The organism is Cellulomonas sp. P22, assembly GCF_044392165.1.
On sequence record NZ_JBISBW010000020.1, the window covers coordinates 25,470 to 46,658 of the forward strand.

The 21,189-nt window shown below is 74.2% G+C and carries 16 protein-coding genes and 1 tRNA gene; 8 read left to right on the forward strand and 9 right to left on the reverse strand.

Annotation, left to right across the window (positions count from 1 at the left end; genetic code table 11):
• Window positions 1-64 precede the first annotated feature (64 nt).
• From ACGIF2_RS16570 to ACGIF2_RS16590, 5 genes are all read right to left on the reverse strand, one after another.
• Window positions 65-2,302, reverse strand: coding sequence for a TOMM precursor leader peptide-binding protein (locus ACGIF2_RS16570; protein WP_396047888.1), 2,238 nt, complete (start codon window positions 2,300-2,302; stop codon window positions 65-67).
• The gene (locus tag ACGIF2_RS16575) at window positions 2,299-2,493 is read right to left on the reverse strand and encodes a hypothetical protein (protein WP_396047886.1); all 195 of its coding nucleotides are present in this window, start codon (window positions 2,491-2,493) and stop codon (window positions 2,299-2,301) included. Before ACGIF2_RS16575 ends, ACGIF2_RS16570 begins: the two co-directional genes overlap by 4 nt.
• 436 nt (window positions 2,494-2,929) lie before the next feature.
• A complete protein-coding gene (locus ACGIF2_RS16580) occupies window positions 2,930-3,529 on the reverse strand; it encodes a response regulator (protein ID WP_396048152.1) in 600 nt (199 codons plus the stop codon).
• Window positions 3,530-3,774: 245 nt separating this feature from the next.
• A complete protein-coding gene (locus ACGIF2_RS16585) occupies window positions 3,775-5,388 on the reverse strand; it encodes an ATP-binding protein (protein ID WP_396048154.1) in 1,614 nt (537 codons plus the stop codon).
• Window positions 5,385-6,134, reverse strand: coding sequence for a response regulator transcription factor (locus ACGIF2_RS16590; RefSeq protein WP_396048156.1), 750 nt, complete (start codon window positions 6,132-6,134; stop codon window positions 5,385-5,387). The genes ACGIF2_RS16585 and ACGIF2_RS16590 overlap by 4 nt, the downstream gene beginning before the upstream one ends.
• A gap of 132 nt (window positions 6,135-6,266) precedes the next feature.
• Here ACGIF2_RS16590 and ACGIF2_RS16595 point away from each other — a divergent pair, with 132 nt between their 5' ends.
• Window positions 6,267-7,226: a phosphatase PAP2 family protein gene (locus ACGIF2_RS16595; RefSeq protein ID WP_396048158.1), complete on the forward strand. Its 960-nt coding sequence runs from the start codon at window positions 6,267-6,269 to the stop codon at window positions 7,224-7,226.
• 219 nt (window positions 7,227-7,445) lie between these two features.
• Window positions 7,446-10,268: a type I DNA topoisomerase gene (topA, locus tag ACGIF2_RS16600; RefSeq protein ID WP_396048160.1), complete on the forward strand. Its 2,823-nt coding sequence runs from the start codon at window positions 7,446-7,448 to the stop codon at window positions 10,266-10,268.
• A gap of 67 nt (window positions 10,269-10,335) precedes the next feature.
• On the opposite strand, the gene ACGIF2_RS16605 is transcribed toward topA, so the two are convergent.
• A complete protein-coding gene (locus ACGIF2_RS16605; protein ID WP_396048162.1) occupies window positions 10,336-11,481 on the reverse strand; it encodes a glycerol dehydrogenase in 1,146 nt (381 codons plus the stop codon).
• A gap of 142 nt (window positions 11,482-11,623) precedes the next feature.
• On the opposite strand from ACGIF2_RS16605, the gene ACGIF2_RS16610 reads away from it, so the two are divergent.
• Window positions 11,624-12,628, forward strand: coding sequence for a Gfo/Idh/MocA family protein (locus ACGIF2_RS16610; protein WP_396048164.1), 1,005 nt, complete (start codon window positions 11,624-11,626; stop codon window positions 12,626-12,628).
• A gap of 13 nt (window positions 12,629-12,641) precedes the next feature.
• Here the strand turns inward: ACGIF2_RS16610 and ACGIF2_RS16615 are convergent, their stop codons facing one another.
• Window positions 12,642-14,411 carry a GAF domain-containing SpoIIE family protein phosphatase gene (locus tag ACGIF2_RS16615; protein WP_396048166.1) on the reverse strand — a complete coding sequence of 590 codons (1,770 nt, stop codon included), beginning with the start codon at window positions 14,409-14,411 and terminating at the stop codon, window positions 12,642-12,644.
• Window positions 14,412-14,516: 105 nt separating this feature from the next.
• Here ACGIF2_RS16615 and tmk point away from each other — a divergent pair, with 105 nt between their 5' ends.
• Together tmk and ACGIF2_RS16625 are read left to right on the forward strand one after the other, a co-directional pair.
• A complete protein-coding gene (tmk, locus tag ACGIF2_RS16620) occupies window positions 14,517-15,167 on the forward strand; it encodes a dTMP kinase (RefSeq protein ID WP_396048168.1) in 651 nt (216 codons plus the stop codon).
• On the forward strand, window positions 15,164-16,300 hold the full coding sequence (locus ACGIF2_RS16625; protein ID WP_396048170.1) for a DNA polymerase III subunit delta': 1,137 nt from the start codon (window positions 15,164-15,166) through the stop codon (window positions 16,298-16,300). The genes tmk and ACGIF2_RS16625 overlap by 4 nt, the downstream gene beginning before the upstream one ends.
• Window positions 16,301-16,322: 22 nt before the next feature.
• Here the strand turns inward: ACGIF2_RS16625 and ACGIF2_RS16630 are convergent, their stop codons facing one another.
• Entirely contained in the window at window positions 16,323-17,702 is a 1,380-nt protein-coding gene (locus tag ACGIF2_RS16630; RefSeq protein ID WP_396048172.1) for a DHA2 family efflux MFS transporter permease subunit, read from the reverse strand.
• Window positions 17,699-18,217 (reverse strand): PadR family transcriptional regulator, encoded by a 519-nt coding sequence (locus ACGIF2_RS16635; RefSeq protein ID WP_396048174.1) that lies wholly within the window; start codon window positions 18,215-18,217, stop codon window positions 17,699-17,701. The genes ACGIF2_RS16630 and ACGIF2_RS16635 overlap by 4 nt, the downstream gene beginning before the upstream one ends.
• Window positions 18,218-18,363: 146 nt before the next feature.
• Between ACGIF2_RS16635 and ACGIF2_RS16640 the strand changes: the two genes are divergently transcribed.
• The 3 genes from ACGIF2_RS16640 (at window position 18,364) to ACGIF2_RS16650 (ending at window position 20,981) form a co-directional block, all read left to right on the forward strand.
• Window positions 18,364-19,971 (forward strand): alpha/beta hydrolase, encoded by a 1,608-nt coding sequence (locus ACGIF2_RS16640; RefSeq protein WP_396048176.1) that lies wholly within the window; start codon window positions 18,364-18,366, stop codon window positions 19,969-19,971.
• A 116-nt stretch (window positions 19,972-20,087) separates the two neighbouring features.
• Window positions 20,088-20,163 (forward strand) — tRNA-Thr (locus ACGIF2_RS16645).
• A 110-nt stretch (window positions 20,164-20,273) separates the two neighbouring features.
• Window positions 20,274-20,981: a tyrosine-protein phosphatase gene (locus tag ACGIF2_RS16650; protein ID WP_396048178.1), complete on the forward strand. Its 708-nt coding sequence runs from the start codon at window positions 20,274-20,276 to the stop codon at window positions 20,979-20,981.
• The last annotated feature ends 208 nt before the right edge of the window (window positions 20,982-21,189 follow it).

Here is a 21,189-nt window from a genome sequence, read left to right on the forward strand (position 1 = left end):
GCGCGAGAGTCTAGTGAGCCGGGGGCGTTCTGTGACAGGACGGCGCATACCGTGTCACCGCACGTCACACGAAGAGCCACACGGGGTTGAGCTCGCGCGGCCCCGGCTCGACCCAGCCCAGCCGCGCCGGCACGTCGTGCAGGCGTCCCGGGGCGAGCCTGCGGTCGAGGTGCCGGAGCCCGGGGGCGAGGACGCGCGCGACCGGGACCCCGGTCTCGGGCCGGGAGGCGTCGTGCACGAGCACCTCCACGCGGTGCGCGGCCAGCACGTCCACGAGCGCACGGACGTCGGTCGCGGCGTCCCCCGACGGCGCCACCCGGGCCGGGCACCGCACCGCGTCCGGGTCGGGGTGCAGGTACGAGTGCGTCGACGTGCGCGCCGTGGCCCAGAACTCGCGTGCCACCGGCGGGTGCGCATCGGGGTCGGTGTCGGGGCCCAGGGCGAGCATCTGGTCGAGCTCGCCGAGCGCCCGCCGGGCCGCGCGTGCCACGTCGAGGTGTGCGCCGAGGCCCAGCACGACCGCCTCGCCCTCGCCCGAGCCCTCGGGAGCGGTGCGGGCGCTCACGGCCGCGACCACCGGCACCCCCAGGTCGTGCGTCAGGTCGAGCAGCCACCACCGGCGGCCCACGGCCTGCAGGCGGGCGTCGGTCGCGGCGCGGGTGCGCGCGTCCAGCACCTGCGGGTCGACCGCGGGACGGTGCGCGCGGGGGTACCACCACAGGCTCGCGGCGTCCCGCTCGACGAGCTCGAGCAGGCCGTGCAGCACGGCCTCGGACCACGTCGCCGCGGCGGCGCACCCGTTCGAGTCGGGCGTGCCGACGTCGTGCGGGCCCGGGTGGCCGAAGAGCAGGGTCGAGGCCGGGGCCCAGCGGGTGCGGCCCGAGGTGATGGACGTGAGGGGCAGCAGGTCGACGACCTCGTCGGGATCGAGCCGGCGCGGCACCGGACCCGATTCGCTGACCTGACCCGGGGCGAACAGCAGCCACTCGGCCGGGTCGAGCCCGTCGTGCCCCAGGCTCGCCAGGGTCGCCGTGCGATGCACCTCGTCGCCGTGCCAGGACACCGAGTACCGCTCGACCGCCTCGCCGAGCGCCGACGCGCGCGCCGCCAACGGGTCCGGACCGCGACCCAGCGCGGGCATCGTCGTCCACCCCGCTCCCGTGCGCACCCGGTGCCGGGCGCGCACGACCCAGCCCCCCGCCACCTGCTCGGCGTCCGACACCTCGGTCACCACACCCGTGAGGGGGTCGACCAGCGCATCGACCCGCGCGACGAACTCGGCCGCACCCGTCGAGCGGTAGCCGTCCGCGGCCCGCACCGGCGTCGGGGCCGTCGCCGTGCGGCGAGGCGCCGGGGGCCGTCCGCACCGGCCGCACGTCGTGAACCGGATGAGACGGTGACGGCGGGTGGACGCGTCGGCCACGTCGAGCGCCACGAGCTCCCACGCCGGCGCCGGGCGGCCGCTCAGGTGCTGGGCCAGGCACCCCGCGACGAGCCCGCCCGCGACCGCCTCGACCGCGGGCGACCAGCCGAGCGGCACGTCGTCGGGCGGGTCGTGCTCGGCGCCCGGAGCGAGCGAGCGCACCAGGCACGCGGGGCAGGTGCCCTGCGGCCCGAGCACCGGGGCCAGCAGCACGGTGCGCTGCCCGAGCCCCACCGGGAGCACGGGCACGCCGGCCGCGAGGGCCGAGTCGTACGCGGCGCGCGCGGCGCCGCTCGTGAGGTCCGCGGTGAGCACCACGCGGGCCGCCGGGGGAGCCGTGGATGTCGCTGCGCCGATCTCGGCCGCGAACCCGCACGCGGCGAGCGCAGCACGTACGGCCGCGCCCGTCGCGCCGCGCGTCGCACCCACCACGTCCACCTCGACGGGCATCGGCCCGGCCGCGAGGGAGGTGGTGGGTGCGCCGAGGAAGCCGCGCAGGGGGTGCGGTGCGACGAGTCCCGCACCGGGTGGGTCGACCAGCACTGTGCCGCGGGCCACGAGCGACGCGAGGGCTGCCATCCACCCGGCCGCGGGGATCGTGCGGGTGGCCCCGCCGGGCGAGGTGCTCGCGTGGTCGGCCAGCGCGTCGGCCAGCACCGCGTGCAGCGGGCGCGGGGCGCCGTCCGGGTCGAGCGCACCCAGCAGGGCCCGGGCCGGCAGCGACGTGAGGGTCTCGCGCCGTGAGCCGTGCACCAGCCGGGCGCTGCCCGGACGCAGCGCGACCCCCGTGCCGTCGGCCAGCCGCACGAGCGAGTCGCGCGTGACACCGACGGGCACGAGGGTCGCCGCCCTGGGGCGTTCCTCGGGTGGAACCGTCACCGCGGGGCGGTCTCCCCGGGGTAAAAGCTGCCGGGCACGCGCAGCGTGAACCAGTAGAAGGACTCGAAGTCCTCCACGTGGGCGATGCCGGTCGCGGGCGTCGCGGTGCGGGGCTCCACGGCTGCATCGGTGCGCTCGAGCATCGTGTAGAGCTCGTCGAGGGTTGCTTCCGGGCTGATGGTCGTCGTCATGTCGAGATCCCCTCTCGTCGGACGCCGGGGCGGCGTCTCGCGCCCCACTGTGCTCGACGCCCCGGGGGCGGGCGTAGTGCGATGTGCACAGAGGTTCGGTGGGTTTCGCCCCTTGCGCGCAGGTCACGGCGGCCGTGGCGGTCCGGGCGCGTGGCGGACGCGCGTGGTCGGTGTGCGTTTCTCACTTTCTGCGCCGAGGTGCTTCCACCCCTGCCCGAGGGCGTTACGTTGGCCGCGTGCAGCCGATCATCAGGCACTCGACGCCGGGGGACGTCGATGTCCTGGCGGGGGGGCGCCGCCGGGCTGGTCGTCAGGGGGACCGTCAGCCCGGAGCGGCACCGAGTCACCGGCAGTCGGACGCGCAGGGGGATGTCGAGGCGGGTACCCACGGGTACCCGCCTCGACAGCGTCCGGGAGGTCGCGACGTCGGCTGGTCTCAGACCCAGCCGTTGGCGCGCGCGATCCGACCGGCCTCGACGGCGTCCCGGCCACCGACCTTGCGCAGCACCGAGCGCAGGAGCCGCGTCGCCTCGTCCGGGGACAGCGACAGCTGGACTGCCGCGTCGGCGAGCGTGCAGCCGCACGCCATCCGGTCGAGCACGGCCGTCTCGGTCTCGGTCAGCGGGGTCGAGCGCAGCCGGTCAGCGGTCGTCTCGAGCTCGGCGCCGAGCACGTGCTCGCCGGCGGCGGTGCGACGCACGGCGTCGATCATCTGGCGGGCCGGGGCGTTCTTGAGCAGCATGCTGCCGGCGTGCGCGACGAGCACGGGCAGCACCGAGGTGGGGCGACCGAGCGTGGTCAGGAGCAGCAGGTGCACGGGCGGCTCCTGCTCGCGCAGCGCCGCGGCGAGGTGGCCCGCGTGCGCGCCGGTCGCGTCGACCAGGTCGAGGTCGAGCACGACGAGGTGCGGACGTGCGGCGGCCGCGGCGTCGAGCAGCCCGACGCAGCTGTCGACCTCCCCGACGGTGGCGATGTCGTTCTCGGTCTCGAGGAGCGCGGCGAGGGTGGTGCGGACGAGGGTGCTCTCGTCGGCCACCAGGACGCGGATCACGGGCAGCGCGCCCCGGCACGGCCCGGGGTGCCCACGGGGTGCGAGGTCGGGTGTGCGGACGGCATGCGATGGCTCCCCCCGGCGTCGGAGAGCGGCTCCGGCACCCCCCTGAGTGTCCAGACCGGGGGGCCGCTGCGGCGAGGTCGTCCCGCACCACCTGGAGGTGCGAAACACATGCGACCGTCACCCCCGGATGGGGGCGGCGGTCGCAGGTGGCCTGTCCGCGCAGGTCAGGCGGTGCCGGTCGGCCCGATCGGCCCGGTCGGCCCGCTGGGAGCGGCGGGCGCAGCCGGCAGCGTGACGGTGAACGTGGTCGCGCCGGGCGTCCCGTCGGCGGTGATCGTCCCGCCGTGCGCCACCACGACGGCGTGCACGATCGCGAGCCCCAGGCCCGTCGACCCCGCCGCGTGGTTGCGCGAGGCGTCCCCGCGCGTGAAGCGCTGGAACAGCCGTGAGCGCAGCGGCTCGGGGATGCCCGGCCCGTCGTCGCGCACGGTGATGCGCACCTGGTCGCCGTCGGTGTGCACCCCCAGGACGACGGTGGTGCCCGACGGGGTGTGCTCACGTGCGTTGGTCAGCAGGTTGGCGAAGACCTGGCGCAGCCGGTGCTCGTCGCCGCGCACCACCGGCGGGGCGGTGTCCTCGGTCTCGTCGAGGTCCAGCTGCCACACGTGCCCGCGCCCGGAGGCGTGCGCGTCGGAGATCGCGTCGACAGCGAGGGCCGCGACATCCACGTCGGCCTGGTCCAGGTCGCGGCCGGCGTCGAGCCGGGCCAGCAGCAGCATGTCCTCGACGAGCGTGGTCATGCGGCGCGACTCGGACTCGACACGGCTCATGGCACGCAGCGCATCGGGGGGCAGCTCGTCGGGCAGCCGGCGCACCAGCTCGGCGTAGCCGCGGATCGAGGCGAGCGGGGTGCGCAGCTCGTGGCTCGCGTCGGCCACGAACTGCCGCACCTGCGTCTCGGACTCGTGGCGCGCGGCGAGCGCAGACTCGACGTGCCCCAGCATCTGGTTGAGCGCGGCACCGACCCGGCCGACCTCGGTCGAGGGGTCGGTGTCGGCCTCGGGCACGCGGTCGGCGAGCGTGACCTCGCCGCGGGCCAGGGGCAGCTCGGCGACGCGGGTCGCGGTCGCGGCGACGCGGTTGAGCGGCCGCAGCTCGCGGCGCACGAGCCACGTACCGGCGTACCCCGCGACGAGCAGGCCGAGCACGGCGACGGCGATCTCGACGAGCACGTACCGCTCGACGGTCGTCGCCACGTCCGACGTGGACAGGCCCGTGACGACCACGTCGCCTGTCGCGGTGGTGGTCGCGATGACCCGGTAGTCGCCGAGGTCGGGCAGCGTGACCGAGCGGGGCTCGCCGGTGCGCTCGACGTCGGCGAGCACCTCGAGCTGCGCGTCGGTGAGCGGGTGGAAGTCGCCCGAGTCGTCGTAGTAGCCGCCTCGGGCGCCCACGCCGGGCTGCGCGAAGTAGTTGATCGAGCCGACGTCCTGCTGGCCGGGGCGCTGCAGGCCGGGCGGGAGCTCACCGTCGGGCACCTCGTCGCGGGGCACGCCCTCCAGCGCACCCTCCGGCAGGTCGGCGAAGCGCTCGGCCTCACGGATGTTGCGGGCGGTCGCGGCCACGAGCCGGTCGTCGACCTGGCCCACCAGCGAGCCCCGCAGCGCGAGGGTCGAGACGAGCCCCATCGCGGCCGCGAGGGTGCCGATGAGCACGAGCAGCACAGCGATGAGCCGGCGACGCAGCGTCCAGCGGCGCCGGCCCGCGCGCGGCGTCGCACCGGACCCGTCCAGGCCGTCGGCGCCGGCGGCCGGGGGTGGGGGAGCGGACGACGTCACTCGGCGTCCGTGGTCTCGGCGGGCTTGAGCACGTAGCCGACGCCGCGCAGCGTGTGGATCATCGGGGCGCGGCCCGCGTCGATCTTGCGCCGCAGGTAGGACACGTAGAGCTCGACGATGTTCGCCTGGCCGCCGAAGTCGTACTGCCACACCCGGTCGAGGATCTGCGCCTTCGAGAGCACCCGGCGCGGGTTGCGCATGAAGTAGCGCAGCAGCTCGAACTCGGTGGCCGTCAGGCGGATCTCCTGGTCGCCGCGCCACACCTCGTGGCTGTCCTCGTCCATGCGCAGGTCGCCGACCACGAGCACGGCCTCCTCGCGCTCGCTGACCACGCCGACCCGGCGCAGCAGGGCGCGCAGCCGGGCCACGACCTCCTCGAGGCTGAACGGCTTGGTCACGTAGTCGTCGCCGCCCGCGGTCAGGCCGGCGATGCGGTCCTCGACTGCGTCCTTGGCCGTGAGGAACAGGACCGGGACGAGCGGGTCGTTCGCGCGGATCCGGCGCAGCACGTCGAGGCCCGACATGTCCGGCAGCATGATGTCGAGCAGGATCACGTCGGGGTCGAAGGACTTCGCGAGCTTGATCGCGGCGTGGCCGGTGAGCGCGTGCTCGACCTGCCAGCCCTCGTAGCGCAGCGCGGTCGACAGCAGCTCGGCGAGCGTCGGCTCGTCGTCCACGACGAGGGCGCGCACCGGGGTCCCGTCGGCCCTGGCCAGCGTGTCGCGCGAGGTTCCGGGGGTGCTCATGGTCCCCATGGTGCGCCGTGCGCCTGTGTCACCTCTGATCGAATCCTGTGAGCCTCCTGTGGGGGGTGGGCTGGGGGTGCCGCGACGCCCGGTCGGCGCACGCGGGGTCCCGTCGTCACCTACCGTTGGGGGGTGACGAGCGCGAGCCCTTCCCGTGTGCTCTCCCCGCGGGACCCGGGGCGAGCGGCACCCGCACCTGCCCGCGGGGTGCTCGTCGCCGCGCTGCTCGTGGCCGCGGTCTCGGCCGCGGGGATCTGGCTGTGCTGGCGCGTGTTCGTCGACACCTGGGCCGGGCAGCGCGTCGAGTGGGCGGCGCTGCAGGGCGCGCGCTACGGGCAGTCCCAGCTGTGGAGCGTCGCCGAGCGGGTGCTCGACGTGGTCTCGGTCGGGTTCATCGCCGTCGTGCTGGTCGCGGCCGTGCTGATCGCGCTCGTGCGCCGCCGGTGGTCGCTCGCGGTGCAGGTCGCGGTGCTGATGGTCGGGGCCAACGTGACCACCCGGGTGGTCAAGGGCGTGCTGCTCGACCGCCCCGACCTGGGGGTGGCCGGCACGTGGGGCAACACGCTGCCGAGCGGACACACGACCGCCGCCGCGTCGATCTCGGCCGTGCTGCTGCTCGTGGTGCCCGCACGGGCGCGTCCCTGGGCCGCTGTGCTCGGGGCGGCCTACACCGCGGCGACGGGCGTCTCGACGCTCGTGGGGCAGTGGCACCGGCCGTCCGACGTGGTCGCCGCCGTGCTCGTGGTCGTCGCCTGGGGTGCGCTCGCGTGCGCGCTCGTGGCCCGTCACCCCGGGCGCCCGGCGGGGGGCACCCCGACCGCCGAGCTCGCGCTCGCGCAGGGCGGGCGCCGCACGGTGCCGGGCTCGCGGACCACGGCGCTGGTGCTCGGCGTCGTCGCGGTCGTGGCCGCGGTGCCCGCGCTCGTGACGCTGCGCCGGTCGTGGGCCACGGTGCCGCTCGAGACCCGGGGCGACCTGCTGGTGGCCTACGGCGGTGGGGTGCTCGGGGTCGTGGCGGCGAGCTGTGCGGGCTTCGCCGTGCTGCTCGTGCTGCGGGACGCGGCGACGGCGCGCACGGTCCGGACCGGCTGATCCCGCACCGGCCTCGTGTCGGGCGCGTAGCGTTGCCCCGGTCGTGACGCGGCCCCCGCGTCGGACGGCCGGTGTGAACGGTGCACCTTGACCGGACGTCGTAGAGTGCCCGGACGACGGTCGTGCACCGTCGGCCCCAGGGCCGGCAAGGTGCCTCCGCGCACGGGGGGTCTGCTCCGGCATGTCCGAGCCCCCAGTCCATCGAGGAAGCAGGAACGCATGTCCGCAGGTCGCAAGCTCGTCATCGTGGAGTCCCCCGCGAAGGCACGCACGATCGCCGGCTACCTCGGCTCCGAGTACGAGGTCGAGGCGAGCGTCGGCCACATCCGGGACCTCCCGCAGCCGAGCGAGCTGCCCGCGGACATGAAGAAGGGCCCGTTCGGCAAGTTCGCGGTCGACGTGGACAACGGTTTCGAGCCGTACTACGTGGTGGACCAGGACAAGAAGAAGAAGGTCGCCGAGCTCAAGCGGCTGCTCAAGGACGCCGACGAGCTCTTCCTCGCGACCGATGAGGACCGCGAGGGCGAGGCCATCGCGTGGCACCTGCTCCAGGAGCTCAAGCCCAAGGTCCCCGTCAAGCGCATGGTCTTCCACGAGATCACCCGCGAGGCCATCGAGCGGGCGCTCGAGAACACCCGTGAGCTCGACGAGCGCCTCGTCGACGCGCAGGAGACCCGCCGCATCCTCGACCGCCTGTACGGCTACGAGATCTCCCCGGTGCTGTGGCGCAAGGTCCGTCAGGGGCTGTCCGCCGGACGCGTGCAGTCGGTCGCGACGCGGCTCGTGGTCGAGCGTGAGCGGGAGCGCATGGCGTTCGTCCCGGCCGAGTACTGGGACGTGACCGGGACGTTCGCGGTGGCGGACGCGAGCGAGCCGGAGTTCGGTGCACGCCTGGTGCAGGTCGACGGGCGGCGGGTGGCGTCGGGCCGCGACTTCGACGACCGCGGACGGCTTCGCTCCGGGGCGTCCTCGGAGGGCACCGTCCAGCTCGACGAGACGTTCGCGACCGTGCTCGCGACCGGGCTGGTCGACGCGTCGTTCGCGGTGCGCAGCCTCGAGACCAAGCCGTACACGCGCCGCCCGGCGGCCCCGTTCACCACCTCGACCCTCCAGCAGGAGGCGGGCCGCAAGCTCCGCATGGGCTCGCGGCAGGCGATGCGCACCGCGCAGTCGCTGTACGAGAACGGCTACATCACCTACATGCGTACGGACTCCCCGGCGCTGTCGACGCAGGCCATCGACGCCGCGCGCCGTCAGGCCGCCGAGCTGTACGGCGCGGAGTACGTGCCGGACGCCCCGCGCATCTACACGTCCAAGAGCAAGGGTGCGCAGGAGGCCCACGAGGCCATCCGCCCCGCCGGTGACCACTTCCGCACGCCCGCGCAGGTGGCACGCGAGCTGTCGGGCGACCAGTTCCGCCTGTACGAGCTGATCTGGAAGCGCACCGTCGCCTCGCAGATGGCCGACTCGCGCGGGTCGACCGCGTCGGTGCGGCTCGCGGCGACCGTGGCGGTCCCGGCCTCCGCCGAGGTCGCCGGGTTCGCGGGGCGCGACGTCGAGGCCGTGTTCGGCGCATCGGGCACCGTCATCACGTTCCGTGGCTTCATGGCCGCGTACGAGGAGGGCCGGGACACCGACCGCTACGACGACGACGCCAAGGACGGCAAGAGCAAGGGAGCCGACGCCGAGGCGCGGCTGCCGCAGATGACCGAGGGCGACGAGCTCACGGCCCGCGAGCTCGAGGCCGACGGGCACCGGACGTCCCCGCCGCCGCGCTTCACCGAGGCGAGCCTGATCAAGGCCCTCGAGGAGCGCGGGATCGGGCGACCCTCGACCTACGCGGCGACCATCTCCGTGATCCAGGACCGTGGCTACGTCACGAGCCGCGGCCAGGCCCTGGTGCCGAGCTGGCTCGCGTTCGCCGTGACCCGGCTGCTCGAGGAGAACTTCGACCGGCTCGTGGACTACGACTTCACGGCCGCGATGGAGGAGGACCTCGACGCGATCGCGGCGGGCACCAAGGACCGCGTCGCGTGGCTGACCACGTTCTACTTCGGTCACGACGCGCCGCAGCAGGGTGTCGTCGCGGCGGTGGGCGAGGACGTGGGCGGCCTGCGCGGGCTCGTGGCGAACCTGGGCGACATCGACGCGCGCGAGGTCAACTCGATCGAGATCGGCGACGGCATCACGCTGCGCGTCGGGCGGTACGGCCCGTACCTCGAGGACGCGGCCGCGACGGCCGAGGGCGGCGAGCCCAAGCGGGCATCGGTGCCCGACGACCTGGCGCCCGACGAGCTCACCGTCGCCAAGGCCCGCGAGCTCATCGAGACGCAGCCCGAGGGTGACCTGGTGCTCGGCGAGGACCCCGCGACGGGGACCACGATCGTGGCGAAGAAGGGTCGGTTCGGTCCGTACGTGACCGAGCTGCTGCCCGAGCCCGAGCTCGACCCGGGGCTGTCGGCCGCGGCCAAGAAGCGTGCGCTCGCGGCGGCCCCCAAGCCCCGCACCGCCTCGCTGCTCAAGTCGATGCAGCTCGCGACGCTCACGCTCGACGAGGCGCTGCAGCTGCTGTCGCTGCCGCGCGTGGTCGGCACCGACCCCGAGTCGGGCGAGGAGATCACGGCGCAGAACGGCCGCTACGGCCCGTACCTGAAGAAGGGCACGGACTCGCGCACGCTGCCGACCGAGGAGGCGATGTTCACCATCACCCTCGAGGAGGCGCTCGCGATCTACGCGCAGCCCAAGCGGGGACGCGGGGCGAGCGCCGCGGCGCCGCTGCGCGAGCTCGGCGAGGACCCCGTCTCGAAGAAGCCGGTCGTGGTCAAGGAGGGTCGCTTCGGCCCGTACGTGACCGACGGCGAGACCAACGCGACGCTCCGCAAGGAGGACGCGGTCGAGTCGGTGACCCTCGAGCGGGCGGCCGAGCTGCTCGCCGAGAAGCGCGCCAAGGGCCCGGCCAAGAAGCCCGCCCGCAAGCCCGCAGCCAAGAAGCCCGCGGCCAAGAAGGCCCCCGCGAAGAAGGCGTCGTCGGCGAAGTCCTGACCCTGCACCGCGCTCGCGTGCCCCGGACGGCCTGGTGCCGTGCGGGGCACGCGTGCGTCCGGGCCCGTCAGTGGGCGCGGTAGGGCACCGGTTCGGGCAGACCCGCCGCGGCCCGGACCTCGCGCGAGAAGCCCTCGATCGAGCGCAGCGCGTCGACGAGCTCGGGCACGGTGATGGTGAACGGCATCGCGTGGATCGTCTCGCCCTCGGCGAGCGCGAGCTCGGCGACGCGGGTCAGGTCGTCGACGTCGTCGGTCGACAGGCCGATCTCGGTCAGGGTGTTGGGCAGCCCCACCCGCGTGGTGAACTCCACGAAGTCGCGGGCCTCCTGCGTCGCGCCCTCGAGCACGAGCTGCGTGACCGAGCCGATGTTGACCTTCTGCCCGTGCATGAGCCCGTGCGTCTGGGGCGCTGCCGTCAGCCCGTTGTGGATCGCGTGCGCCGCCGCGAGGCCGCCCGACTCGAACCCCACGCCCGAGAGCAGGGTGTTCGCCTCGACGACCTTGTCGACCGCGGGCGTCACCAGGTGCTGGCGCACGGCCCACACCGCGGGCAGCGCGTTCTCCCACAGCACGTCCCACGAGAGCCGGGCGAGCGCGGTGCCGGTGGTGGTCGGCTGACCCCCGGCCATCGTCGTCGAGCGCGCCTCGGCCACGGCCCGGGCCTCGATCCAGGTGGCCAGCGCGTCCCCGATGCCGGCGACGAGGAACCGGGCGGGGGCGTTCGCCACGAGCTGGGTGTCGACCAGCACCAGGTCCGGGTTGTGCGGGAAGAAGCGGTACTCCTCGAACGCGCCGTCCTCGGTGTAGATGACGGACAGGGCCGAGCAGGGCGCGTCGGTCGAGGCGATGGTCGGCACGCTCACCCAGCGGATGCCGGCCAGGTGCCCCGCGGCCTTGACCGCGTCGATCGTGCTCCCGCCGCCCACGCCCACCACCACGTCGGCCCCGACCGCACGGATGCGCTCGGCCAGGTGGTCCACGGCGGCGGCGGTCGCGAACCGGCCGAACGTCTCCCGCTGCACGGGCAGGTCGGCGGCCTGCAACGACCCGGTGACGAGGTCGGAGACCAGGCCCCACACGTCGTCGTCGGCGACCACGAGCGGGGTGCTGCCGATCGGCGCGAGCTGGGCGCCGAGCGTGGTGATCGCACCGCGGCCCTGGCTGTAGCGCGCGGGGCTGATGAACGTGCGGACGGGCGACTGCGCGGACATGGGTCCTCCAGACGGTCGGACAAGGACGTCGTCGGAGCCCCGGTGACCACGGTCGCGCCGCGGTCGACGGCGAGCCGGCGACATGTCCACGGTAGGCGCGCCCGCCGCCTGTCGCAGGGTCGCAGGGCCTAGGTTGGTCGGCATGGCACGCACCGAGGACCCGCGCACCGCACCTCCCATCCGCTGGGGCATCCTGGGGGCTGGTGGCATCGCCGGCACCTTCGCCGAGGCCGTGAACGGCCACACCCGGGCGCAGCTCGTGGCCGTCGGCTCGCGCAACCGCGACCGCGCCGAGCGGTTCGCGACCCGGCACGGCATCCCCACCACGCACGTGGGCTACCGGGACCTGGTCGACGACCCGCAGGTCGACGCCGTGTACGTCGCGACCCCGCACTCCGAGCACCTCGAGAACGCGCTGCTGGCCATCGCGGCCGGCAAGCACGTGCTCGTCGAGAAGTCGTTCACGCGCAACGCCGGCGAGGCCGAGCAGGTCTTCGCGGCGGCCCGCGCGGCCGGGGTCTTCGTCATGGAGGCGATGTGGACGCGGTTCCTGCCGCACGTCGCCGCGCTGCACCAGGTGGTCGACGCCGGCGAGCTCGGCGACATCATCAACCTCACCGCCGACCACGGCCAGCACTTCGCGTTCAACCCCACGAGCCGGCTGTTCGACCCCGCGCTCGCGGGCGGCGCGCTGCTCGACCTGGGCGTGTACCCGGTGTCGTTCGCGCACGACTTCCTCGGGGTGCCCGAGTCGGTGCACGCCACGGGAGCGCTGACCGAGACCGGGGTCGACGGCCAGGTCTCGATGGCCCTGACCTACCCGGGCGGAGCCCAGGCCACGCTCACCACGACGCTGTGGGCCAAGACGCCCACGACCGCGTCGATCTCCGGCACCGAGGGGTACGTCGAGGTCGCGGGCAGCTTCTACACGCCGACCTCGTTCCGGGTGCAGCGGAACGACGGCCGGGTGTGGACGTTCGACCTGCCCGCGACGCAGGGCCTGCAGTACGAGGCCGCCGAGGTCGCCCGCCGGGTCGCGGCCGGCGACACCGAGAGCCCGCTGCTCACCTGGGACGACACCCTCGCGGTCATGCGCACCCTCGACACGATCCGCTCCCAGATCGGCGTCACCTACCCCGGCGAGTGACCCGCCCCCGTCGTCAGGGGGCGGTCGTGGGGGTGCGGATCTGGACGGCGAGGAGGGCGACGTCGTCGGCGGGGTGACCGCCGACCAGGTCGTCGGCGAGGGCGTGGACGAGCTCGTCGGGCGCGAGGTGCGCGAGGTTCCCCGCGGCGAGGGTCAGGGCCTCGAGGCTGTCCTGGAGCTGCCGCCCACGCCGTTCGACCAGGCCGTCGGTGTACAGCAGGAGCGTGTCGCCGGGAGCCAGGTCCTGCAGGTGGTTGCGCCGCGGACGTGACGGGTCGACGCCCAGCAGCAGGTCGTTGCCCGAGCGGACGCCCAGCGAGCGTGCCCCGCCGTCCCGATGGATCAGGACCGGTGGCGGGTGGCCCGCGCTCGACCACTGCAGCCGGTACCCCGCCGGGGTGGCGTCGATGCGGCCCGCGAGCGCCGTCGCGATGCTGTCGAGCCCGAGCCCCGCGTTCGCGCGGTCGAGCCGCGACAGCCACGAGGACGGCAGGTCGGGGTGGTCCCAGGCGAACGCGCGCAGCGTCGAGCGCAGCTGGCCCATCCGGGCCGCGGCGTCCATGTCGTGCCCCGTGACGTCGCCGACCATGACGGCCACCGAGCCACCCGGCAGCTCGACCGCGTCGTACCAGTCGCCGCCGACCCGGTCGGTGCGCCCCGCGGGCAGGTAAAGCGACGCCATCCGCAGGTGCGGCGGCTGGGGGAGAGCCGTCAGCATCGCGTCCTGGAGCGTGCGGGCCACGTCGCGGCGCTCCTCGAGCAGCTGCGCGCGTTCGAGGGCCTGGGCGGTGTACGCCGCGAGCGCGTTCTTGATGGTCCGGTTGTCGTCGTCGAAGTTGCGCTTCGCCTGCCAGCCGATGCCCAGCACGCCGAGCAGCCGGTTGCGTGAGACGAGCGGCAGGAACGCGCGCGACTCGCCCAGGTAGGGCATCTGGCCGACGAGCGGGAAGTCCGCGAGGATCGCCTCACGGCTGCCGTAGAAGAGCGGCTGCCGGGTGCGGGCGACGTGCGCGATCGGCCGGTCGTCGGTCAGCCGGACCCGGCGCCACTGCTCCGCGTCGCGGTCCTCGCCGAACGCCTCCATCGAGACGTACGAGAGGGTGCGTTCGTCGCGCTCGACCGCGACCAGGCCCGTGAAGGACGCACCCAGGCCCGTCGCGGCGACCCGTGCCGCGGTCCGGGCCACGTCGCGCACCGTGAGCGCGTCCTGGAACGCGTCGCTCAGCAGCAGGAGCAGGCCGCTCTGCCGGTACGAGCGCGTCGCCTGGTGCTGGGCGCGGCGGGCCCGTTCGCGCTCGCCGCGCAGCCGCAGCTCCGAGCTGCACGCCGCCGCGAGGTCGGCCAGCACCGCGAGCTCGTCCGGGGTCCATTCGTGCGGCACGTGGTCGATCGCGCACATCGAGCCGACCACACGGTCCTGCTCGTCGACGATCGGGTACCCGGCGTAGGCGATGACCCCGAGGTCCTCGATCGCCGCGTTGTCGTGGACGCGCGGGTCGAGCCGTGCGTCCGCGACCACGAGCGGTCGCCGGTCGGCGACGACGTGCTGGCAGAACGAGTGGCTCAGGGGGGCGGTGCGGGTGGCGTCGAGGTCCGCGGGCAGCCCCGCGCCTCCCGGGATGACCTGCCCGTCGCGCGAGACCAAAGACACCAGCGCGACCGGGACCCCGAGGTGGCGCTGCGCGAGCCGGGAGAACCGCTCGAAGGCCTCGTCGGCGACGGCGGGGAGCGCGGTGGTCGCGGGCAGCACCGGGCCGTCGTCGATCTGCGGCGAGGTGGTCATGCTGCAGTGTCGCAGGTGACGCATCGGGTCGGGGCCACCCACGGTGCTCGGGTCGGCCGGGACGGCTGGCGGGCGACGTCAGGGTGGGCGGCTACCCTGACGCACGTGACCTCGACCGGACCTGCAGCGCCCGTGACCACCCCCGGGGTGCTCGTCTCCTTCGAGGGCGGCGACGGTGCCGGGAAGTCCACCCAGTCGCGCCTGCTGGGGGCGTGGGTCGAGGGGCTCGGACGCGAGGTCGTCCTGACGCGGGAGCCCGGGGGCACCGCGCTCGGGCAGGTGCTGCGGGACGCCGTGCTGCACGGCGACCACGTCGACGCCCGCACCGAGGCCCTCCTGTACGCGGCCGACCGCGCGCACCACGTCGCGTCGCTCGTGCGGCCCGCGCTCGACCGTGGCGCGGTCGTCATCACCGACCGCTACCTCGACTCGTCTGTGGCCTACCAGGGCAGCGGCCGCGACCTGGGTGCAGACGAGGTCGAGCAGCTCTCGGTGTGGGCCACCCGTGGGCTGATGCCCGTGCTGACCGTGCTGCTCGACCTGGACCCGGTGCTCGGGCGCTCGCGCCTCACGGGCGACCCCGACCGGCTCGAGCGGGCCGGCGACGACTTCCACCGGCGCACCCGGCAGGCGTTCCTCGACCGCGCGGCGGCCGACCCCGGCCGGTGGCTCGTGCTGGACGCGACCGCACCGGTCGAGGAGATCGCCGCGGCGACCCGCGCCCGGCTCGCACCGCTGCTGGGCCTGACGGCGTGACGACCGTCTGGGACGACGTCGTCGGGCAGGAGCCCGCCGTCGCCGTGCTGCGCGGCGCGGCGCTCGACCCCAGCCAGATGACCCACGCGTGGCTGCTCACCGGGCCCCCGGGATCGGGTCGCTCGAACGCCGCGCGCGCGTTCGCCGCGGCCCTGCAGGACCCGTCCGGTGACGTGACGTCGCACGCGTGCGCCACCGTGCTGCACGGCACGCACCCCGACGTGACGGTCGTGGCGACCGAGGGTGTGCAGATCCGCGCCGACACCGTGCGCCCGCTCGTCGAGCTCGCGCAGCGGTCCCCGTCGCAGGGTCGCTGGCGCGTCATCATCATCGAGGACGCCGACCGGCTCAACGAGACCAGCGGGAACGTGCTGCTCAAGGCCATCGAGGAGCCGCCCGAGCGCACGGTGTGGCTGCTGTGCGCCCCCAGCCCGCAGGACGTCCTGGTGACCCTGCGCTCGCGCAGCCGGTCGGTGGCCCTGCGGGTGCCGTCGGTCGAGGCGGTCGCGGACCTGCTCGTGCGGCGCGACGGCGTCGACCCGGCCGTCGCCGCGGTCGCGGCCCGTGCTGCCCAGAGCCACATCGGCATCGCCCGACGCCTCGCGCGCGACCCCGACGCCCGTGCCCGACGCGCGCGGGTGCTCTCGATCCCCCCGCGGGTGCGCGGCGTGGGCGACGCTGTGCTCGCCGCCGGGGAGCTCGTCGAGACCGCGCAGGCCGACGCGAAGGCCGCGACCGAGGACCGCGACGCGACCGAGCGCACAGCGCTGCTGCGCTCGATGGGTGCCGAGGGGGCCGCGACCGTCCCGCCCGCGCTGCGCGCCCAGGTGCGTCAGCTCGAGGAGGAGCAGAAGCGGCGTGCGACCCGCGCCCAGCGTGACGTGCTCGACCGCGCGATGACCGACCTGCTGTCGCTGTACCGCGACGTGCTCGTGGTCCAGCTGCGGGCCGGGGTCGAGCTCGTCAACGTCGAGCACGAGGAGGCTGTGCGCACGCTCGCCGAGACCAGCACTCCCGAGCAGACTGTGCGCCGCATGGACGCCATCGGGCAGGCCCGGACACGGCTCGCGGGCAACGTCGCCCCGCTCCTGGCCGTCGAGGCCATGACGATCGCGCTGCGACCCCAGGGCTGAGCGCACCGCCGTCCGGCCGTGCTCACGCTCGCGACAACGAGCGGGAGAGGACGCCCGCTGCGACGGCGAGCCCGACGAGGACGGCTCCCACGTGGTGGAACGCGGCGAGCGCCGCCGCCCCGTCGCCGCCCGTCGCGGCGATCGAGCCGAGGACGCTCACCCCGACCGAACCGCCGAGCCGCTGAACGATGTTGTACAGGGTGTTGCCGTCAGCGAGCTCGTGCTCGTCGAGGGGTGCGAGGAACGCGGTGAGCAGGGGAGTCGTGACGAACCCTGCGGCGAGGGCGCGTCCGCAGAGCATGATCGCGGTGGCCCACAGCGGTGTGTCCTGCGTGAGCAGCAGCACGACACAGCTCGACGCGGCCAGCACCGTGAACCCGAGCATGACGAGGGTCCGCAGCGGCATGTGCGCCGACAGGCGCTGGCCGAGTGCGGTCCCCAGGCCCATGACGACGCCCTGGGGGAGCAGGGCGAGCCCTGTGGACAGCGCGGAGTGGCCCTGCACCTGCTGGGTGAACACGGGCATCAGGAACACGGTGCCGAAGGCGATGACCGAGGTGAGGACCTGGAGCGCCAGGGCGAGGAGCGACTGGCCGCCGCGAACGACATCGAGCCGCACCGCGGGACACTCCCGCCGAGCCGCCCACCGGACGTACGAGGCGAGCAGGAGGACACCGATGACGACCAGGGTCAGGGGTGCGGCACGGCTCCACCCGGCGGCGGCGCCACGGGTCGCCCCGAGGAGCGTGGTGACCAGGCCACCCGAGAGCAGGACGAACCCGATCGGATCGAACCGCGTGCCGACGCGGGCGCGTTCCCCGACGCCCCGCAGCCGGAGGGTGAGCAGCAACCCGACGGCCCCTACCGGCACGTTGACCAGGAACACCCACCGCCATCCGCCGGCGCCGATCAGGAGACCGCCGAGCGAGGGACCGAGGGCGGGGGCCAGGAACAGCACCACGGCGGCCGACACCGGGACCTTGCCGCCGCCGAGGCCGTCCTTGCCGAGCAGGATGCTCAGCGCGAGCGGGACGAGGGGGGCGCCGACGAAGCCCTGCACGACCCGGGCGGCGACCAGCAGCTCGATGGTCGGGGCGAGGGCGCACACCGCCGACGCGACGACGAACGACGCCATGCTGATCAGGTAGACGCGCATGGTGCCGAAGCGGCGCGAGGCGTAGGCGGTGAGGGCGAGCGCCACGGCGAGCGACAGCAGGTACCCCGACACGACCCACTGGACGGTGTCGAGCCCGACGGTGAGGTCGTGGGCGATGTCCGGGACCGCGACGTTGACGATGCTCGAGTCGAGCATGCTCAGCGCGGGGCCGACGAGCAGCCCGTAGCGCGCGACCGTGCTGAGCGTCTGGACGGTGGTGCGCGTGTCCTCGCCGTGGACGGTCACGGCCGTTCTGCCTCGGTGCGCAGCTCGTCGAGCCACTGCAGCTCCTGCACGAGGCGGTCGACGAGCTGCTCCTGCGCGCGACGCCGCCACGGCCGGGCCGGCGCCTGTGCCGGCTCGGCGAGCAGGCGCTGCACCTGCGCGAGCGCCTGCTCCACGGTCTCGCGTCGCACGCGAAGGACATCGAGCCGCGACGGGACCGGGAGCTCGTCGAAGAAGCTGACACGCAGCAGGAACTCCTCGTCGTCGTCCGCCAGCTCGCGGGGGAGCGTCGACACCAGGTCCAGCAGGAGCCTGCGACCGACCTCCGTGATGGTGTAGACGTTGCGCGCAGGACGACCCTCCTGCTGCTCCACGGACTTGGTCACCGCGCCGTCGCGCTCGAGCCGTCTCAGCGCCGGGTACAACGAGTTGTTGTTCACGGGCGCGATGGACGGGCGACGTATCCGGCTCTTGAGCTCGTACCCGTGGACAGGGCCGCTCCGCAGGACGCTCAGTGCGTAGATCTCCACCGTCATTCGTCCACCGTAACCTATGTACGACTGGACGATGACGACTTCGGCGGCTGGACGATGCCGGCGTCGACGTGAGGGAACCGTGCAGGGTCGTCACGACGGCGGTGGACCGACGTGGCGCCCCGGGCTCTGACGCCTAGGGTGGTGCGGTGCCTCTCGCTCGCCGTCGCCTGCGCCCTTCCGTGACCCCCGACCTGCAGGCCGCCGGTGCGGGACCCACCCCCGGCGTCCGTGCGCGCCGCACGGTGCTGCGCGCCGCCGCCGTGCTCACCGCCGCCGCCCTCGCGCTCGCCGGCTGCACCGCGTCCAAGCACCAGTCCGACCCGACGACCCGGCCTCCCGTCACGGACGGCGTCCCGACCGAGCTCGCGCGGTTCTACGAGCAGACGCCCGAGTGGACCACGTGCGGCGCGTTCGAGTGCGCCACGGTCGACGTCCCGCTCGACTGGGACGAGCCTGCGGGCGACGTGGTCGAGCTCGCCGTGAACCGCTCACGGGCCACCGGCGACGACCCGATCGGATCGCTGCTCATCAACCCCGGCGGGCCCGGCGGATCGGGCGTCGACGCGCTCGAGGGCGTCGCGCTCGACCGTGTCGGCAGCGGCATCCGCCAGGCCTACGACATCGTCGGCTTCGACCCGCGCGGTGTGGCCCGCTCGCAGCCCGTGACCTGCATCGACGGGCCGCAGATGGACGAGCTCGTCTCGGTCGACCCGGACTACACCACCGAGGCCGGCGTGGCCGCCGCCGAGCAGCGCTTCGCGGACCTGGGTGCCGCGTGCCTGCAGAACACCGGCGACCTGCTGGGCCACGTCGACACGATCAGCGCGGCCCGGGACATGGACGTGCTCCGCGCTGTGCTCGGCGACGAGAAGCTCACGTACCTCGGCTACTCGTACGGCACGCAGCTCGGCGCGACCTACGCCGCGCTGTACCCCGAGAACGTCGGGCGCCTCGTGCTCGACGGCGCGCTCGACCCGACGCTCAGCTCCGACGAGCTCGCCGAGGGCCAGGCCGTCGGCTTCGAGAACGCCCTGCGTGCCTACGTCGAGGACTGCCGCAGCGGCGCCGACTGCCCGCTCACCGGCTCGGTCGACGACGGCATGGCGCAGATCAAGAAGCTGCTCACGCGCGCCCGCACCAGCCCCCTGCCCACCGACGACCCCGACCGGCCGCTCACCGCGAGCCTCGCGTTCTCGGGCATCGCGCAGAGCCTGTACGCCCAGGAGCTGTGGCCGTGGCTCACCAAGGGCCTGCAGGGCGCCCTGAAGAGCAACGACGGCTCGACGCTGCTGTTCCTCGCCGACTTCTACTACGACCGGCAGGACGACGGCACCTACGCGTCGAACTCGACCGAGGCGTTCTGGTCGATCGGCTGCCTCGACGACCGCGCACCGACCGACATCGAGACGATGCGGGCCACTGCCGCCGACATCGAGGCCGCCGCACCGACCGTCGGCTACTTCTTCGCCTACGGCGGCGTCGTGTGCGCGCACTGGCCCGTGCCCGAGGTCGGCTCGCTCGACTCGTACGCCGCCGAGGGCGCCGCGCCCATCCTGGTGGTCGGCACCACGAACGACCCCGCGACGCCCTACGAGTGGGCCGAGTCGCTCTCGAAGCTGCTCTCGTCGGCCGTGCTGCTCACCTACGAGGGCGAGGGGCACACCGCCTACGGCCGCTCGAACGAGTGCCTCGACGGGGCCGTCGACGAGTACCTGCTGACCGGCACGGTGCCCGCGGAGGGCACCCGCTGCTGACAGGTCCGCAGCGCCCTGACCAGGGCCGTCGGGACGCTCGGACCGGCCGCTTTGGTACCTGGGCCCTCCGATGGGTACAGTAGGCGCGCTCGCCGTGCTCCCCGGAGAACGACGATGCCGCCTTAGCTCAGTCGGTAGAGCGTCTCACTCGTAATGAGAAGGTCAACAGTTCGATTCTGTTAGGCGGCTCCAGCAAGACAGCAGGTCAGAGGCCCCTTCGGGGGCCTTTGCCGTATCTGCGGTCCGGTGCGCGCCCCCTCCCCGCGGTTGACCCGCCGCGTTCCCTCCGCCACCGTCGTCCCGTGCTCGATCGTGACACGAGGTGGGGCGGGTTCCGCAACGCGCGGGACCTCGGTGGCCTCCCGCTGCGCGGTGGTGGTCTGACCCGGTCGGGGGCTGTCGTCCGGTCTGCGTCGGTGGACGCCGTGACCGACGTCGGCTGGGCGAACGCGTGGGAGGACGGGTTCCGGACGGTCATCGACCTGCGGGACGGTCCGACGTCGACGGCACCCGGGCCGGCAGACCGCTTCGACCGGCTCCTGGTGCCCCTCGACGACTCCGGCGACACCGCGTTCTGGTCGGACGTCCGCGCGCAGGGCATCGACGGCACGCCGCTCTACGTCCGCCCGTTCCTCGAGCGCAAGGCCGATCGGTGCGCCACCGTCGTCGCGGCGGTGGCCGCTGCGAGACCGGGTGGCGTGATCATCCACTGCGCCGCGGGCCGCGACCGCACGGGCATCGTCGCGCTCCTGCTGCTCGCCCTCGCCGGTGTCGAGCCCGAGGCGATCGTCGAGGACTACTCCCTCTCGTCGTCGCGGCTCGGCCCCCTGTTCGCCGAGCTCGGCCGACCCGACGAGGCGCCTGCGATCGAGCGTCTGATGCGCCGACGCGGGGTCACGACCCGCGACGTGCTCCTGCAGACCCTCGCCGAGACCGACGTCGCCGGGCTGCTCATCGGTGCCGGGGTGACACCGGACACCCTGAGCGCAGCGCGTGAGCGCCTGCTGTGAAGGGTGCGCGACGACGCCGGCAGGCGCTCGTCGCAGCGCTCGGTGGCTCGGACCCTACGACCTGGCTCCGGCGCGGTGGCCGTCGGCCGGGGGCTCTGGCGGGTTCGGATAGACCACTCCTCGCCCGAGCGTCCGGCCGTGCGGAGATAGACACCGGACGAGATCCCTCGATCCTCTCGCCGGCTCCGAGGACGGACCGGGGAGGGCC